Source organism: Hahella sp. CCB-MM4 (genome assembly GCF_002260525.1).
In the GTDB taxonomy this organism is placed as follows: domain Bacteria; phylum Pseudomonadota; class Gammaproteobacteria; order Pseudomonadales; family Oleiphilaceae; genus Hahella.
In genome coordinates this window covers 778347-793051 of sequence record NZ_MRYI01000002.1, presented here as the reverse complement: position 1 = coordinate 793051, position 14705 = coordinate 778347, and the positions used below count along the sequence as shown (strand labels likewise).

Sequence of the window (14705 nt, the reverse complement as noted above, 5' to 3'; positions counted from 1 at the left end):
GGCTCCGCTGACCGCCCTGGTGGCCAGCTACTCCAGCCCCGAAGGACTGTTCTGGGCCAAGCTCTCCGCCGTCTCGACCCTGGCCTGTGCGCCGATCCTGATCTTCGGCTGGCTGAGCCAGAAACAACTGGTGCGCGGACTGTCGTTCGGTGCGGTGAAATAACTTATTCAACGTGAAAGCGACAAGGGGAAAGATCCTGACAGTCAGAGTGCCGAGGGATTTTGAGCCGAGCTATGGGGATCTGGTGAGACGACAGCCGGCGCGGTGTCATCTGTTTGATAAGGAAAGGCGATTGTTTGACAAGGAAGGCAAGGCGGTTCGTAAGTAGGGTAATCCCGCTCAGGCCGCCTGAACAGCGGCCTGAGAGAGCATAGCACTTAGCGTTTGATCCAGACTTCCACGCGTCCGTTGCGGCTGGCGCCAGTCTGGCCGCCACTTTGAGCAACCTGCATATACTGACCGTAACCGGTGAAGGCTTTCACCTCAACCCCCATTTTTTTCAGGGCTTTCTGTACAGACAGTGCACGCAGCTCAGAGATTTGTTGGGCACGGAATTCATTGGACTGCTGGTCGGCAAAACCGATCAGCATCAACTCGCGGGCCTCCCGGCTGTTGTCCTTCAGAAAATCCACAACCCGCTGGATATCTCTTTGGGCTTTGTTATCAAGCTTGGTGCGGCCTTCCGTGAAACGGAAATTGACTGACAGACGCTGGTAATTGGCCGTCATACGCTTGAAGGATTCGGGGACGGTATCGTCCAGTTGAGGCTCCACCGCGAGAAGGTTCTGCTCCACAAAGCCGGTTTCGCCAACAACCTTTTGCCCTTTGCTGGACAGCACGAAGTCGATGAAGTCCTTAACCACCGCATCCTGGGGGACTCCCAGAGTGTAGAAAAACAGTCGCCGGGACAGCGGATAGTCTTCCGTGGCGATGCTCAGGCGGCTGGGCAGAATCGCAGGAGATGTATCGCTGTCGGCTATGGCAACCGCCTTGCTGTCGCGGATGCTGGCAAAGCCTGCAAATCCGACTCCGCCGGGATCCTTGCTGACGTCATCAGACAGTTGGTCATTGGATTCATAGCGCTTGGCTGTATCAACCAGTTTGTTTTTGCCCAGGACCAGTGTTTTGAATGTGTCCCAGGTACCGGAAGCCTCATCACGGGCATAAATATTGACCTTCTGGTCCTTACCGCCCAGTTCCTTCCAGTTTTTGATCGTGCCGGAAAATAGCTGCTCTAACTGCGCCTTGGTCAGCTTTTTAATGGGGTTCTTGGGATGTACAAGAATCGCCAGACCGTCGATAGCAATGACATGTTCAGAGGACATGGAGGACAGGTCGGCCTTTTCCCTCAAAGCATCGACTTCTTTGTCTTTGGCAGGACGGGAAGAGGCCCAGATGTCTGCATTACCTGCTTCTATGGCCTTGAATCCGGTGCTGGAACCATGGGCCGCCAGTACAACCTTACTTTGATGGCTGTTCAGGCTGGCAGTAATGTAACGTTCGTTCTCCACTTTAGTGTTGCTCAGCTGTGGTTTTTTAACATCATGAAGACGAAGGTATTCAGTCACTAAAGCCGGAGCCAGATGAGCGCCGATGGTATTGGAACCGTGAATGGCAAAAAGATCGTCCGGGTTGGACTGCAGTGCCTTATCCAAAGGCTGAGAAGCTAAAGTGTTGGCTGAAAAGAAGAAGAATCCTGAAAAGATCATCCATGGTGTGAATCGCGTCCAGAGTGTTGATCTAACCACTTGAAGCATTTGCAAAACCTATAGCTGAAAAGTTCAGCGCGGGATCATATAGTGTTACTGTTACAGTCTCAATGCTTGCTTTGTGGGCGGATCGCGCGATTTGCGTGAATTTATGTAAAAGTCTGAACATTGTGGTGGTTGATTGAGTAGATCCCGGGTCATTGTTCTGGTTTTGTTCCTGATTGGAATCTTTTTGTTGTTATGGCTTGGTTGGAAGTTACTTCACCCGGGCTCCTCTTCCTCATCCCTGACCTTTCCTCTGCCCTCAGATGTTTCGCAAAGTACTCCTCCTCAAGTCCCCGTCCATTCATCCGTAGAAATAGCATCAGATAACGTGGAGAGTGGACAGGAACGCTTTTACAAAGTGGATTTTGAGGGCAATCTGCTGCCGGCGGATGCTGATTTCTGGACCTGTGTCTATGACAGCTCGACCGGCTTGTTATGGGAGGTCAAGCGTGATGATGGCGGATGGCAGGATCGTGAGCATACCTATTCCTGGTTCTTTTCTGATCCAGAAAACAATATTGAAGGAGCCGACGATATCAAAGCCGGTAGTGAGGACCAGGGGGATTGCTACGGTACCAGCTGCGACACACAAGGGTTTATCGACGAAATGCGCCAGGAAAAACCCTGTGGATCCCATGAGTGGCGTTTGCCGGAAGCGCATGAACTCCGGTTGCTTGATCACCCGACAAATTATTATCCGGACATTGATACACGTTATTTTCCGCAAACCATGTCCGGCCGTTATTGGACCCGTACCGAAGTACCTGAAAGCCCCAGTCTGGCCTGGTCGGTAGATTTTCATAACGGCTTTCCCTATATCGCAGAAAAACGGCTGAGTTTTCATGTCCGGCTGGTGACAGAAACTCCCAGGCTGAATGACATTTTCAACGCACAGCCCTAGACTGTAGCTCCCAAGTACCATAAATAGGCTGACAGACCCAATGACCTCCGATTCAGGCGAATTACATCCCTTTGAAAAGCTCACCCCTGAATTCATCCTCAATGCGGTGGAAGCGGAGGGTTTATGGTGTGATGGCCGTATATTCCCTCTAAACAGTTATGAAAACCGGGTTTACCAGGTGGGAGTGGAAGACGCCTCTCCCCTGATTGCCAAGTTCTACCGTCCCGGACGCTGGGATTATGCGCAGATCAAGGAAGAGCACGATTACACCTATGAACTGGAAAGCCATGAGCTCCCGGTAGTCACCCCTTTACGAAGAGAAGATGGTGAGAGTGTCCGTTCCTTTGAGGGATTCTATTTTTCCCTGTATCCCCGCAAAGGGGGTCACGCACCGGAACTCGATCAAATGGATAATCTGTTTATTCTGGGTCGGTTGATGGGACGGATACATGCTGTATCAGCCACTTCATCTTTTCAGCATCGCCCCACCATTGATGTTCGCTCTTATGGTGAAGAATGTGTGGAGTTTGTCAGCGCACACTTTATTCCGGATAGTCTGAAATCAGCCTACGGGTCGTTGACCCGGGATCTGTTGGCCATTCTCAGGGAGCGTCTGGATGAAGAATATTTGCAGAGTTGTATCCGAACTCATGGAGACTGCCATATTGGCAATATGCTTTGGCGTGATGACTATGTTCACTTTGTGGACTTTGATGATGCGCGCATGGCTCCGGCGATTCAGGATATCTGGATGCTGCTGTCCGGGGAGCGCCATCTCCAGGTTCAGCAACTCAGCGAGATTGTGGAAGGGTATGAGGAGTTCTATGAATTTCCTCTACGACAATTGAAGTGGATTGAACCGCTGCGGACACTCCGCATGTTGCATTACTGTGCATGGCTGGCCCGTCGCTGGGAAGATCCGGCATTTCCACGCAATTTCCCCTGGTTCAATACGGAAAGGTATTGGGGAGAACATATCCTGGAGCTACGCGAGCAATTGTCCTTGCTCAAGGAACCTCCTTTGGCATTACCCATCTAGCGGTCTATCTTTAATTTAAGTACAGAATTAATAACTGGCTGTTTAACCCCAATTATCAGTGGCAGAAAATATGACTGGCCAATTGAAAACCGGGAATGGCGGGAGTTCGAATGATGAAGCGAGCCGGGATATTTCTTGCCACATTCTTCTTTATCGCGGGGGCTGCGATGGCAGATCCCACGTTGCGGGTTTCGGTCGGTAATTGGGAACCCTATATCGGACAAGACCTGCCTGATGAAGGAATGGCGGCTGTTATCCTCAGGGAAAGCTTTGCTAATGCCGGGTACGATATCGAACTCGATTTTTTACCATGGAAACGCGCCTTTGGAGAGGCTCAGGATGGTCATTATGATGCCAGCTATCTATGGGCTGACAGGGAAGAAAGGCGTGAGCATTTCTATTACAGCATTCCGGTAATTGTCACTACCAACGTCTTTTTCTACCGGCGTGACAGTAACTTCGATTGGGATGATTACGGCGACCTCAGTCAATATAACATTGGGGGAGTACTCGGATACCAGTATTCCAAGGAATGGGTGGAGGCTGTCGATGGCCGACAGTTTCATCCCATTATGATCAACTCAGATAAAATCGGCTTCGACATGTTGAAAGTGGGTCGCCTGGATGCGTTTCCCGCTTCTTACCTGGTTGGTCTGGACATATTGCGAAGTGATTTTTCCGAGCAACAACGGCACGATATTCTGGTTCACCGACGCAAAATTACCGTTCATGGCCTGCACTTGATTGTGGCGAAGACCATCCCTCACGCCTTGGATATCGTGGCGGATTTCAACCGTGGCTATTCCAAGCTGGCCAAGGAAGGACGTTTTCGTAAAATCGCGCTCCAGTACCTGAGTCTGGACAAAGAAGAAAATACCAGCAATGTTCTGCCGGAGTAGTCTCACTAACCGAATGTGCTTCACCAGCCTGAACGAGTATCTCTACAACCTAAATAAGTATCCCTACGACCTGAACGAATATCCATACAACCTGAATAAGCATCTCGGCCCGATCAAAGTTTGAGCGTTTTTGTCAGTCTTTTGGAAGTTATCCCCATTATCAACTCTGTGGTCGGGGTTTAGAGTGAATGAACGTTCACATCAATGATCATAGGAATGAAAATAACAAACTTCCTGTCAGCAGAAGAACAAAAAGAATTAAGAACGGGGTCTAATTTCCGGGGCACTATGGGATTTATCGTCTCTTGGGGGATGATTGCTGGTGTGAGCGTCCTTTATGTCCTATTTCCCAATATCGCCACTTTGCTACTCCTGCTTTGGATCTTCTCCAACCGCCAAATGGGGCTGGGTGTACTACTGCATGAATGTGCCCACAGATCATGGTTCCGAACACCCTGGTTGAATGATGTAGCCGGTCACTGGTTTGCAGGCATGTGGGTTCTGGTTCCCTTACCCTTTTATCGCAAATATCACTTTATCCACCATACCAGGACAGGAACTTTGGACGACCCTGATCTGGATAATATCAAATCCTACCCGGTCACAAGGCAGAGCTTCCGGCGCAAAATGTGGCGGGATTTTACCGGTCGATCCGGGCTGAAGAGCTTTATTGGTCTGATGTTGTACGTAAATACAGGAAGGCCGGGGAATGCCATATCCATGGGTGTTCAAAAGCAGGAAGTGAGCCGGGAAGAAGTCGTACACGCCACGCTGGTGAACTACAGTCAGTTACTGCTGGTGCATGGTTCTGCAGCGATGCTGTTAGGCTATTTTGGGCATCTTGAGCTGCTGTTATGGTGGTGGGTGGCGTTCCTGTTCGGATACCCGTTTATTCTTCGAATTCGGCAAATCGCAGAGCATGCCGCGATGCCGGCCCTGGCCTCGGAAGATGTCAGGGACACGACCCGCACCACCATTGCCCGCTGGTGGGAACGTCTTATTTTTGCCCCACACGGTGTTAACTATCATTGTGAACATCACGCCTTGCCGACGGTGCCAGGGTATCATCTGCCCCGCATGCATCAGTTGCTGAAGCAGCGCGGATTCTACCAGCATCATCCTGATGCTTTGGTAAACGGCTATCCCGATGTCATCCGAAAAGCAATGTCAGCATAGTGTCAGGATCTTCTCTACATCCCTGAATTGAGACAAAATCACTTCTGGCCGTTGAAGGATCCCGTTTGTGGAATGGGTTCTGGGTGTCGCGGCTGCAGACCCTATGACTCGAATGACCAAGGAACCTATCACTATGGCTGCGGGATTCTCCCCCTCATTTCTGGCGTTCTTTAACGAATTAACCAACAACAATCATCGGGAATGGTTTGAAGAAAACAAAACCCGGTTCAAGCAGGATGTCCAGCAACCTTTAGTGGCCTTCATTGAAGCCATGGAACCGGAGTTGATGAAGATTTCACCCTACTTTGTCGCGGATCCCCGTCTCAACGGCGGTTCAATTTTCAGAATCTACCGGGACACTCGTTTTTCCAAGGATAAAACGCCCTATAAAACCCACGCAGCGGCACAGTTTCGTCATCAGTTTTATAAGAATGTGCATACGCCGGGATTTTATGTGCATTTCGGAACAGACCGTATGATGTGTGGTGGCGGCATCTGGATGCCGGAACCAAAATCCTTGTTGAAGATCCGTGAGCGGATTCGTGATAAACCAGAACAGTGGCAGCAGGTGATTACGGATAAGAAACTACTGAAGGCTCATGGAGGCGTATCGGGAGATGGGCTCAGCCGACCCCCGAAGGGATTTTCAGCGGATGAAAAACACCTTGAGGATATTAAGCGGAAAAGCTTTTTTGCTATGTCAGAGTACCCTGCTGATGAGGCAGAAAAGGCTAACCTGGTTAAAACCGTATGCGGCGCTTTTGCCGCAGCGGGGCCGTTAGTGAAGTTTTTATGTGACGCAATGGAAGTGCCCTACTGATTCGCCACTAACTGATCCAGCAATAAAAAAGGGCTGAATTGATCAGCCCTTTAGTATGTTGCTCATTATGCCGATGGCGTTACAGCGGCGATGAAGTACCGTCCTTATGCCATTTGAACAACCCGAACTCAAATCCTTTCAGGTCGCCTTTGCTGTCCCAGGTCAATGGACCCATCGCAGTATCAATGGTTTCGGAACGAAGGACATCCGCCACCTTGGAAGAATCGTCCGCACCGACTTTGCTCATGGCGTGGGCCATCGCCTGTACGGCGGCAACACTGGTCCAGACGAAAGGACCGGTGGGATCCTGACCCTTGGCATTCATCATATCCACGATTTTGGAATTACGTGGGTCCAGGTCATAGCGGGAAGGTAGGGTTACGATCAGGCCTTCTGACGCTTCACCGGCAATCGCTGAAATTTCCTTGTTACCCACAGCTTCAGGTCCCATGAACTGGGGACTGAAGCCGGAAGCATGGCTTTGACGCAGGATCTGTCCCAGTTCTGGGTGATACCCGCCGTAATAAACCAAATCCACATTGTCTTTTTTCAATTTGGCGATCAGGGATGAGAAGTCTTTGTCGCCAACGGTAATACCTTCAAAGGCCACAACATTGACGCCTGATTTGTCCAGGCTTGCTTTAACCGCGCTGGCAATACCTTCACCGTATTGCTGCTTGTCATGGATGATGGCAACGCGCTTGGGTTTGACCACTTCAGAGATGTATTTGGCAGCGGTGGGACCCTGGGCGGAATCCAGACCGATAGTACGGAAGATAAACTGATGCCCACGCTCAGTGATGCCTGGGTTGGTGGAACAGGTAACAGCCAGAACCCCTTCGTCTTCATAGACGTCAGTTGCAGGCTGGGTAGAGCTGGAGCAGAGGTGGCCTACTACGAACTGAATACCGTCGTTAACCACTTTGTTGGCTACTGCGACCGCTTGCTTCGGTTCACAGGCGTCATCATATTCAACGGCTTCCAGCATCATTCCGTTGACACCGCCGGCCTGATTGATCATATCGATGGCGGCGTGAGTACCATTAAATTGCATTTCACCATATTGGGAAACAGAACCGGTCTGAGGCCCGGCGATACCAATTTTAATTGTGTCGGCAGCGTTGACGGAAAGGCTGAGACCAACCCCAGCAACAAGAGCGGCTAGAGAACGCAACTTGAATGTCATAGGTTTTTTCCTAAGTGTTATTGTTAACATTGTGTGACGATCACCGAGTAAGCCGTTAAATAAAGCTCGGGTCTATAGCGTAAAACCCTTATATCATTTGGCAGAATCAAGTGGTCGCCGGATTGGGGGATTGCCCGGAATCTGCGATGGTTTCCTCCCTATCGTCCAGAACACCACCTGTCTGTACCTGCCACTGCGACCAGTAAGCGCCGCGACGTTCCAGCAATTGCTCGTGATTCCCCTGCTCCACAATTCTGCCATGCTCCAGTACAACGATGTTTTCCGCATGGACAATGGTGGACAGACGATGAGCGATCATTACGATGGTGCGGCCGTGAGCGATTCGTTTCAGTGAGCGTTGAATGGCGGCTTCGGTTTCGTTATCCACTGCACTGGTGGCTTCATCCAACACCAGGATCGGTGGATCTTTCAGCAGTGCCCGGGCCAGGGACAAGCGTTGACGCTGGCCGCCGGAAAGTTTGACCCCGCGCTCGCCTACTGGCGTGTCCAATCCCTGTGGCAGACGTTGAATAAACTCCCAGGCTTCCGCCGTTCTTGCGGCATCGATGATGGCATCGTCTCCGGCCCCTGGATGACCGTAGGAGATGTTGTCGCGGATCGTACCCTCGAACAGGAACACATCCTGGCTGACCAGGCCGATGGCGCCACGGAGCGTTTTCAGTGGCAACTGTTCTATAGGGATGCCATCCAGGTCGATGTGGCCGGATTGAGGGCGATAGAACCGTAACAGAAGTTTGATCAATGTGGACTTGCCCGATCCGGTGGCACCCACCAGTGCCAGGGTGGTCCCGGCCTTGACGTTCAAATCCACCCGGTGAACACCACCGGCGCCAGCGGCATATTCAAAGTCCACCTGTTGAAAGCTGACTTCACCTTTGATTGGCGCATCAGGAGTGCGGGTACCCTCATCTCGAACATCTATCGGGGTTTCAATCAGCCCGAGAATTCTACGGGTGCTGGCCATGGCCCGTTCGAACAGGTCAACGGTCTGAGCCAGATTGGTCAAAGGCCACAGGAGACGCTGGGTCAGGAATACCAACACGCCATAGGCGCCCACATTCAGATCACCCTCTAGGGCCATAAAGCCGCCGATAGTAAAGGTGGCCAGGAAGCCGGCCAGGATGGCCATACGAATCACGGGAATAAACGCGGAACTGACGGCGATGGCTTTACGATTGGCTTCCACATAGCGCTCACTGCTCTCCCGTAAGCGCTGGGATTCCATCAACTCTGCAGTGAAGCTCTTGATGGTGGCAATACCGCCAATGTTGTTCGCCAGACGTGAAGCCAGCCCTCCGACCTTTTCACGGACATCCGCATATAGTGGTGTTGCCTTACGCAGAAAATAGAAGGCTCCCCAGATAATGATGGGAATAGGCGTAAAGGCCAGCAGCGCAATAAAAGGAGATAGAACGAAAAACACCGCGCCGACGGCCACAACTGTCACAAAGACTTGGATCAGATTGTTGGCCCCGCCGTCCAGGAATCGTTCAAGCTGGTTAACATCATCATTCAACACCGACACCAACTGACCGGAACTACGGGCCTCAAAAAACGCCATGTCCAGCCTCTGGATATGGTCATAGGCATCCTGGCGCAGATCGGACTGCAGGCGCTGGCCCAGATTCCGCCACAGGATCAGATGCAGGTATTCAAACAGGGATTCTCCGGCCCAGATGAAAAAAGTGAGAAGGCCCAATATCAGAATTTGTTCCTTGGGCGTGGAAAAGCCCATGGCGGCAACAAAACTTTCTTCCTGATTGACCACCACATCGATGGCTATACCGATCAGGATCTCCGGCGCAATATCAAAGAGCTTATTGATGATAGAGCACAGGCTGGCGGAAATGATGCGGCGACGATAGCCGCGAGCATAGCGCAAGAGACTGAGGAGGGCTTGGAAACTGGTTAACTGGGCGCTGGATGTCATGCTGAATTCTTTGGAATAGAGTATTTAGGGACAAAGGCTTATAAGCTAAGCCTTTGAGCATATTATGCAAGTAGGAATGCCACTAATGCCAAATATCGAATGTTAAGTCGTTATTTATACCAGACGGATTACCCCGTTGCAGTGGCTCTCCGTCTGTAGGGGAGGTAACCGCTTTTATACCACGATGATTATTCCACTGTAATAGATATCAGATTGGAAATCTCGGGCGGATTCACTGGTCGATGATTATGGTCGACGAAGACCAGCTGCAAGGTATGTTGGCCAGACTGAAGATACAGTGATACTTCGGTCTGGCCGTCGAAGCGCTTCACATTCCCTCCCAACGGCCTTGTCATATCAGGAACTTTTCCGTCTATCAGCAGGTGGTAGTGGCCGGCTCTTTGAGACTGTGATTCGGCAGAAGGCATTCCGAAACCATGAAGTTCGAGCTGAACAGTGACAGGAGAAGGTACTTTGGCTCCATCACTAGGTGAGATGATGTATGCTTGCGTCCCTTGCTGTGAAGGGACGGCTGAAAAGGCTGCAAGGGGAAGCGTGAGAGTGGTCAAAGCAAGACCGGCTGTACAGCATAAAACTTTGGCGTTCATAGCGTAGTCCTTTAATCTGGTATAAATTCTGTCCATAAACGGTAGATAGACCGAACCTCCTCAATTGGAGCGCACAATATAGTAAGAGTACCGTACGAAATCCAGGGTGAACCCTAGGTGGATTTGGGCTAGTAAATTCAACACTTTATAACGAAAAAGGATGACAAATGATCCGGAAATATTGGCGACTGTCCTGGGCCGTTTTGGCAATCTTATCCCTCAGTGCATGTCAGAGCGCTTATTACAGCGCTATGGAAAAAGTGGGTATTCACAAACGCGATATCATGGTGGACAGAGTAGAGGCTGCCCGGGATGCTCAACAGGATGCCAAAGAGGAATTCAGTTCGGCACTGGATCAATTCCAGCAGATGTTTGGTAAACAGGATACGGACCTTCAGGACCAGTACGATGAACTGAATGCCGCTTACGAAGACAGTCAGGACGCTGCCGATGATGTGAGCAAGCGGATTGATGCCGTTGAAGATGTGTCTGAAGCTCTGTTTGATGAATGGGAAGAAGAGCTGAATCTCTATACCAGTAGCAAACTGCGTCAGGATAGTGCCAATAAACTTCGTGAAACCAAGCGTAAATATGCCAGTCTGATCGGCGCCATGCGAGCAGCGGAAAAGCGTATGGAGCCGGTACTGAATGCTCTGCGTGACCAAGTGCTTTACCTCAAGCACAACCTAAATGCCCGTGCCATTGATGGTCTGAAGGGAGAATTGAAATCGGTGGAAACCAATGTTGCCCGGTTGATTAAGGATATGGAGAAATCCATTGCTGAATCTGAGGCGTTTATCGCCGAACTGCAAAAAAGCTGATCCTGGATATGACCATGGAAATTGAATGGGATTTAGCCAATCCCCATACGCGTCCGATTCAGGTGGTAGAAGAGGATACGGATCGTCTTGGTCATACCAACAATACGGCGTATTTGCGCTGGATGGAGGAAGTGAGCTGGCATCATATTGAACCATTGGGTATGGATTGGCAGGCCCATGAGGAATCTGGCAAGGCGATGGCAATCACCCGCACGGAAATTGATTACCTGGCCAGTGCCTATGCAGGGGAAGAGCTGATGATTGCCACCTGGATTACGGGTTGCGATGGTCGCCTGACATCATCCAGGCAATTTCAGATCGTACGTCGCCGGGATGGTCGCACTTTGGTAAGGGCTAAATGCCGATATGCCTGTATCGATATGGCCAGCGGGCGCCCCGCCCGCATGCCAAAGGCGTTTGTCGAGTGCCATCGCCGTGCGATGGATGCTCACGGTCTGACAGGACAGTCTGAGTAGACTGCCCTTGTCAGTGTCAGGCGGCGCGACTCTTTCTGCCGGAACCGGTCTGCTGGTTGTATAGTGCCCTAAGCACATGCGCTCTGGAGATCACCCCGACCAGTTTGCCTTCATCCACAACGGGATAGACTTTTGGTGTGTGGTCTTCCATAAAATGGGCAAGGTCGATAATGCTGTCATCGGGCTTTAACGTCAGTGCTTCTTTTCTCATGACATCGTTGACGGATGTGGCTTCTTCCGCATGATAACTGCTGTTGAGCAGGCTTTTGATGCAGTCTTTCTCGGAGATAAACCCCAAAACCTCTTTTTTGGAGTTTATGACCGGAGCCCCTGTAATACCTTTGTTGATCAGCACCTGCACTACTTTGGTCAGTGGAGTATTGCAGTAGATCACTGCAGGTTGCCGGTCCATGAAGTCACTGACTAGGATATGTTCGTTCATCGCTTATCTCCCTTGTTGTGGGCGGGCGGGGCTATCTGCTCTTCTGGCCACCCGGCTCCAGGTGGATATAAGCTGGAGCCTTACGGTTAAAAATTGTACACCTTTATGCGCCGGGACCACAGTCCATACAACGTTCAATGACAGCAGGTCCGAGCTGGAGATTGCTATTCAGGTCGCGCAGGGCGGTTCTCACACCCTCTTCAATCACTGGATGATAGAACGGCAGCTCCAGTATTTCTGATACGGTCAGTCGACGTTGGGCTACCCAACTCAACAAGTGCCCGATGTGTTCGGCACCCGGCCCGACCATTTCTGCACCGAGGAATAAACCAGTGCCCTGTTCGCCGTAAACCTTTAACAGTCCGACGTTTTTACCCATAACCCGGCTGCGCCCCTGGTCCTCGAAGGAGACATGTCCTGTCGCGTAACAGCTGCGGCAACGCTCCTGGACTTCCTGAATCGATAGCCCGACATTGGCAATTTGTGGATCGCTGAACACCACACCCAGTGCTGTACGACGTTTACCTGAACGAACCTCCGGGAAGCGTCCCGCGTTGTCTCCTGCTATACGGCCTTCATCGGCGGCTTCATGTAGCAGGGGGAGATCATTGTTGGCATCCCCGGCCATGAAAATATGGCTTGGCCTGGATCCGCCTGAATCCGTCAGGCTGCGTGTTTGCATGGTGTAACGGTCAAACACCGGCACGTTTCGTTCATCCAGCTCGATGCCCGCATTTTCGATACCGATATTGTCTACATTGGGGCGCCTGCCAGTGGCGGCCAGAACATAATCAAAGGTTTCAGTGATCAGACCTTTTTCCCGATGCTGGTAAGTAATTTCAACACCATTTTCTGTACGTTCCAGACTTTCTACCTTGGCATCCGGGTCCAGATAGAACTCCCGGTTGAATACTTTTTCTGCATAATCGCGAATTTCCGGGTCCTTTATCGGTCCGATAGCGCCGCCTACACCAAACATGCGGACATCAACCCCCAGACGGGAGAGTGCCTGTCCAAGTTCCAGACCAATCACTCCGGGACCAAAGACTGCAACGCTAGCGGGCAACTCTTCCCACTCAAAAATGTCATCATTCACTACCAGTCGGTTTCCGGCTCCATGCAGAAATCCGGGGATGTTAGGGCGGGAACCGGTTGCGATAACTATTTTTTTGGCTTCGACCACTAAGTCTTCACCAACCTTGAGAGTGTTTGGTCCTGTGAATTGCGCGTAGCCCATCACCTTATGCTCGGCTTTAAAGCCCTCGACGGACTCCTTCACAAAGCCCACAAAGCGGTCCCGTTCGGCGCGTACCCGTTGCATGACTTTACGACCGTCAATTTCCGGGTCGTTGGAAGCCACCCCAAACATATCTGTATGACGGTGGTGGTGAGCTGCTTCTGCAGCGGCAATAAGCAGTTTGCTGGGCATACAGCCGACCCGGGCGCATGTTGTGCCGTATTGATTTCCTTCAATGAGTAATATGCTGTCAGTGTGTTCTCGTGCGGCACGGTAGGCACCCATGCCTGCTGTTCCGGCACCGATGATGGCAACATCAACTTGTTTTGTGATCATGGGTCTGTCCTGTAGCTTTTGTCCGTTTTCCGGAAATTCGACATCTGAAAATAGTAGTGGAAGAACTGGAGCCTGAATTGAGTAGACTCAATTTGCTTTCAATAGTTCATACAAATGGATACTGAGACCGGCTCCAGATCACTACGTAGAACAGACATCCTTGTCTCAATCGAGCATCCCTTGAGTCAGTATTTCTACCGCGAGGCATCAGGCCTGGGCAGCGAAGTAAGCTTCCAGGTCGTCGGCACCGCCGATGCGTTCTCCGTCGATATATACCTGTGGTGTGGTACCCATCCCGGTGACAGCTTGAAGTGAGCTGTAGCTCAGACCGTTCACACCCAGAGTGATGGATTCAAAGCTGACACCACGATCAGTCAACAGTTTGTGAGCGCGGGCACAGTGTGGACACCCTGGTTTGCTGAATACGGTCACTCGCTGTGGCAATTTGGCCTCTGCATTGATGTGGTTCAGCATGGTGTCGGCATCACTCACCTGGAATGGGTCGCCCGGTACGTCCGGCTCGATGTACATTTTTTCGATGATGCCGTTTTTCACCAGCATGCTGTAGCGCCAGGTACGCTTACCGAAACCAAGGTCCTTTTTCTCCACCAGCATGCCCATGCCCTCGGAGAAATCGCCGTTTCCATCTGCCAGGAAATGGATGTTGTCGGCTTTCTGGTCTTCCTTCCAGGCGTTCATGACAAAGGTGTCGTTTACGGACAGACAGATAATGTCGTCAACACCGTTCGCTTTAAATACCGGTGCCAGCTCGTTATAGCGGGGTAAGTGTGTTGATGAACAGGTGGGTGTGAATGCTCCCGGCAGGGCGAACAATACGACGGTTTTATTGGCGAACAGATCATCAGTGGTGACCTGTACCCATTTATCGCCTTCACGCAGATTGAATGTGACCTGTGGAACTCTTTGTCCTTCGCGGTTCGCTAACATGGATATACTCCTCAAAATTCTTTTGTGTGAAATGGTTTGTCCTGAATACGGAAGTCATTATAGGTATCGTCTATCTAATAATTAAAATTGTTAGTTGCTAACTATTTAAT

The 14705-nt window shown here is 50.9% G+C and carries 14 protein-coding genes and 1 pseudogene; 8 read left to right on the top strand and 7 right to left on the bottom strand.

The window, feature by feature from the left end; all coding sequences use genetic code 11:
- Positions 1-163, top strand: a pseudogene (locus BTA51_RS07150) (carbohydrate ABC transporter permease); the annotation flags it as partial.
- Positions 164-378: 215 nt separating this feature from the next.
- Here BTA51_RS07150 and BTA51_RS07145 read toward each other — a convergent pair.
- Positions 379-1758: a substrate-binding domain-containing protein gene (locus BTA51_RS07145; RefSeq protein ID WP_094706700.1), complete on the bottom strand. Its 1380-nt coding sequence runs from the start codon at positions 1756-1758 to the stop codon at positions 379-381.
- A gap of 133 nt (positions 1759-1891) precedes the next feature.
- On the opposite strand from BTA51_RS07145, the gene BTA51_RS07140 reads away from it, so the two are divergent.
- The 5 genes from BTA51_RS07140 (at position 1892) to BTA51_RS07120 (ending at position 6590) form a co-directional block, all read left to right on the top strand.
- Positions 1892-2656 (top strand): DUF1566 domain-containing protein, encoded by a 765-nt coding sequence (locus tag BTA51_RS07140; protein WP_246840957.1) that lies wholly within the window; start codon positions 1892-1894, stop codon positions 2654-2656.
- 40 nt (positions 2657-2696) lie between these two features.
- On the top strand, positions 2697-3695 hold the full coding sequence (locus BTA51_RS07135) for a serine/threonine protein kinase (protein ID WP_094706699.1): 999 nt from the start codon (positions 2697-2699) through the stop codon (positions 3693-3695).
- A 110-nt stretch (positions 3696-3805) separates the two neighbouring features.
- On the top strand, positions 3806-4594 hold the full coding sequence (locus tag BTA51_RS07130) for an ABC transporter substrate-binding protein (protein WP_168188088.1): 789 nt from the start codon (positions 3806-3808) through the stop codon (positions 4592-4594).
- 216 nt (positions 4595-4810) lie between these two features.
- Positions 4811-5770 (top strand): fatty acid desaturase family protein, encoded by a 960-nt coding sequence (locus tag BTA51_RS07125; RefSeq protein WP_168188087.1) that lies wholly within the window; start codon positions 4811-4813, stop codon positions 5768-5770.
- A 67-nt stretch (positions 5771-5837) separates the two neighbouring features.
- Positions 5838-6590 carry a DUF2461 domain-containing protein gene (locus BTA51_RS07120; RefSeq protein WP_246840956.1) on the top strand — a complete coding sequence of 251 codons (753 nt, stop codon included), beginning with the start codon at positions 5838-5840 and terminating at the stop codon, positions 6588-6590.
- Between the two features lie 79 nt (positions 6591-6669).
- Here BTA51_RS07120 and BTA51_RS07115 read toward each other — a convergent pair whose 3' ends face one another.
- The 3 genes from BTA51_RS07115 to BTA51_RS07105 all read right to left on the bottom strand — a co-directional run bounded on the left by BTA51_RS07115 (position 6670) and on the right by BTA51_RS07105 (position 10335).
- Entirely contained in the window at positions 6670-7776 is a 1107-nt protein-coding gene (locus BTA51_RS07115; RefSeq protein ID WP_094706696.1) for a branched-chain amino acid ABC transporter substrate-binding protein, read from the bottom strand.
- Positions 7777-7882: 106 nt separating this feature from the next.
- On the bottom strand, positions 7883-9727 hold the full coding sequence (locus tag BTA51_RS07110; protein ID WP_094706695.1) for an ABC transporter ATP-binding protein: 1845 nt from the start codon (positions 9725-9727) through the stop codon (positions 7883-7885).
- A gap of 188 nt (positions 9728-9915) precedes the next feature.
- Positions 9916-10335, bottom strand: a complete 420-nt coding sequence (locus BTA51_RS07105; protein WP_168188086.1) for a DUF4399 domain-containing protein — start codon at positions 10333-10335, stop codon at positions 9916-9918.
- A 167-nt stretch (positions 10336-10502) separates the two neighbouring features.
- On the opposite strand from BTA51_RS07105, the gene BTA51_RS07100 reads away from it, so the two are divergent.
- Together BTA51_RS07100 and BTA51_RS07095 are read left to right on the top strand one after the other, a co-directional pair.
- Positions 10503-11156, top strand: a complete 654-nt coding sequence (locus BTA51_RS07100) for a DUF2959 domain-containing protein (protein ID WP_094706693.1) — start codon at positions 10503-10505, stop codon at positions 11154-11156.
- Positions 11157-11170: 14 nt separating this feature from the next.
- Positions 11171-11632, top strand: a complete 462-nt coding sequence (locus BTA51_RS07095) for a thioesterase family protein (protein WP_246840955.1) — start codon at positions 11171-11173, stop codon at positions 11630-11632.
- 16 nt (positions 11633-11648) lie between these two features.
- Here the strand turns inward: BTA51_RS07095 and BTA51_RS07090 are convergent, their stop codons facing one another.
- The 3 genes from BTA51_RS07090 to BTA51_RS07080 form a co-directional block, all read right to left on the bottom strand.
- Positions 11649-12074, bottom strand: coding sequence for a CBS domain-containing protein (locus tag BTA51_RS07090; protein ID WP_094706691.1), 426 nt, complete (start codon positions 12072-12074; stop codon positions 11649-11651).
- A gap of 103 nt (positions 12075-12177) precedes the next feature.
- Positions 12178-13647, bottom strand: a complete 1470-nt coding sequence (locus BTA51_RS07085) for a dihydrolipoyl dehydrogenase (protein ID WP_094706690.1) — start codon at positions 13645-13647, stop codon at positions 12178-12180.
- Positions 13648-13854: 207 nt separating this feature from the next.
- Complete coding sequence (locus BTA51_RS07080) at positions 13855-14595, bottom strand: glutathione peroxidase (protein WP_094706689.1); 741 nt, start codon at positions 14593-14595, stop codon at positions 13855-13857.
- Positions 14596-14705 lie beyond the last annotated feature (110 nt).

Coding starts and splice junctions, on each gene's coding strand:
- BTA51_RS07145 (WP_094706700.1), bottom strand. CDS start 1,758: ATGCTTCAAGTGGTTAGATCAACACTCTGGACGCGATTCACACCATGG.
- BTA51_RS07135 (WP_094706699.1), top strand. CDS start 2,697: ATGACCTCCGATTCAGGCGAATTACATCCCTTTGAAAAGCTCACCCCT.
- BTA51_RS07130 (WP_168188088.1), top strand. CDS start 3,806: ATGATGAAGCGAGCCGGGATATTTCTTGCCACATTCTTCTTTATCGCG.
- BTA51_RS07125 (WP_168188087.1), top strand. CDS start 4,811: ATGAAAATAACAAACTTCCTGTCAGCAGAAGAACAAAAAGAATTAAGA.
- BTA51_RS07115 (WP_094706696.1), bottom strand. CDS start 7,776: ATGACATTCAAGTTGCGTTCTCTAGCCGCTCTTGTTGCTGGGGTTGGT.
- BTA51_RS07110 (WP_094706695.1), bottom strand. CDS start 9,727: ATGACATCCAGCGCCCAGTTAACCAGTTTCCAAGCCCTCCTCAGTCTC.
- BTA51_RS07105 (WP_168188086.1), bottom strand. CDS start 10,335: ATGAACGCCAAAGTTTTATGCTGTACAGCCGGTCTTGCTTTGACCACT.
- BTA51_RS07100 (WP_094706693.1), top strand. CDS start 10,503: ATGATCCGGAAATATTGGCGACTGTCCTGGGCCGTTTTGGCAATCTTA.
- BTA51_RS07095 (WP_246840955.1), top strand. CDS start 11,171: ATGGAAATTGAATGGGATTTAGCCAATCCCCATACGCGTCCGATTCAG.
- BTA51_RS07090 (WP_094706691.1), bottom strand. CDS start 12,074: ATGAACGAACATATCCTAGTCAGTGACTTCATGGACCGGCAACCTGCA.
- BTA51_RS07085 (WP_094706690.1), bottom strand. CDS start 13,647: ATGATCACAAAACAAGTTGATGTTGCCATCATCGGTGCCGGAACAGCA.
- BTA51_RS07080 (WP_094706689.1), bottom strand. CDS start 14,595: ATGTTAGCGAACCGCGAAGGACAAAGAGTTCCACAGGTCACATTCAAT.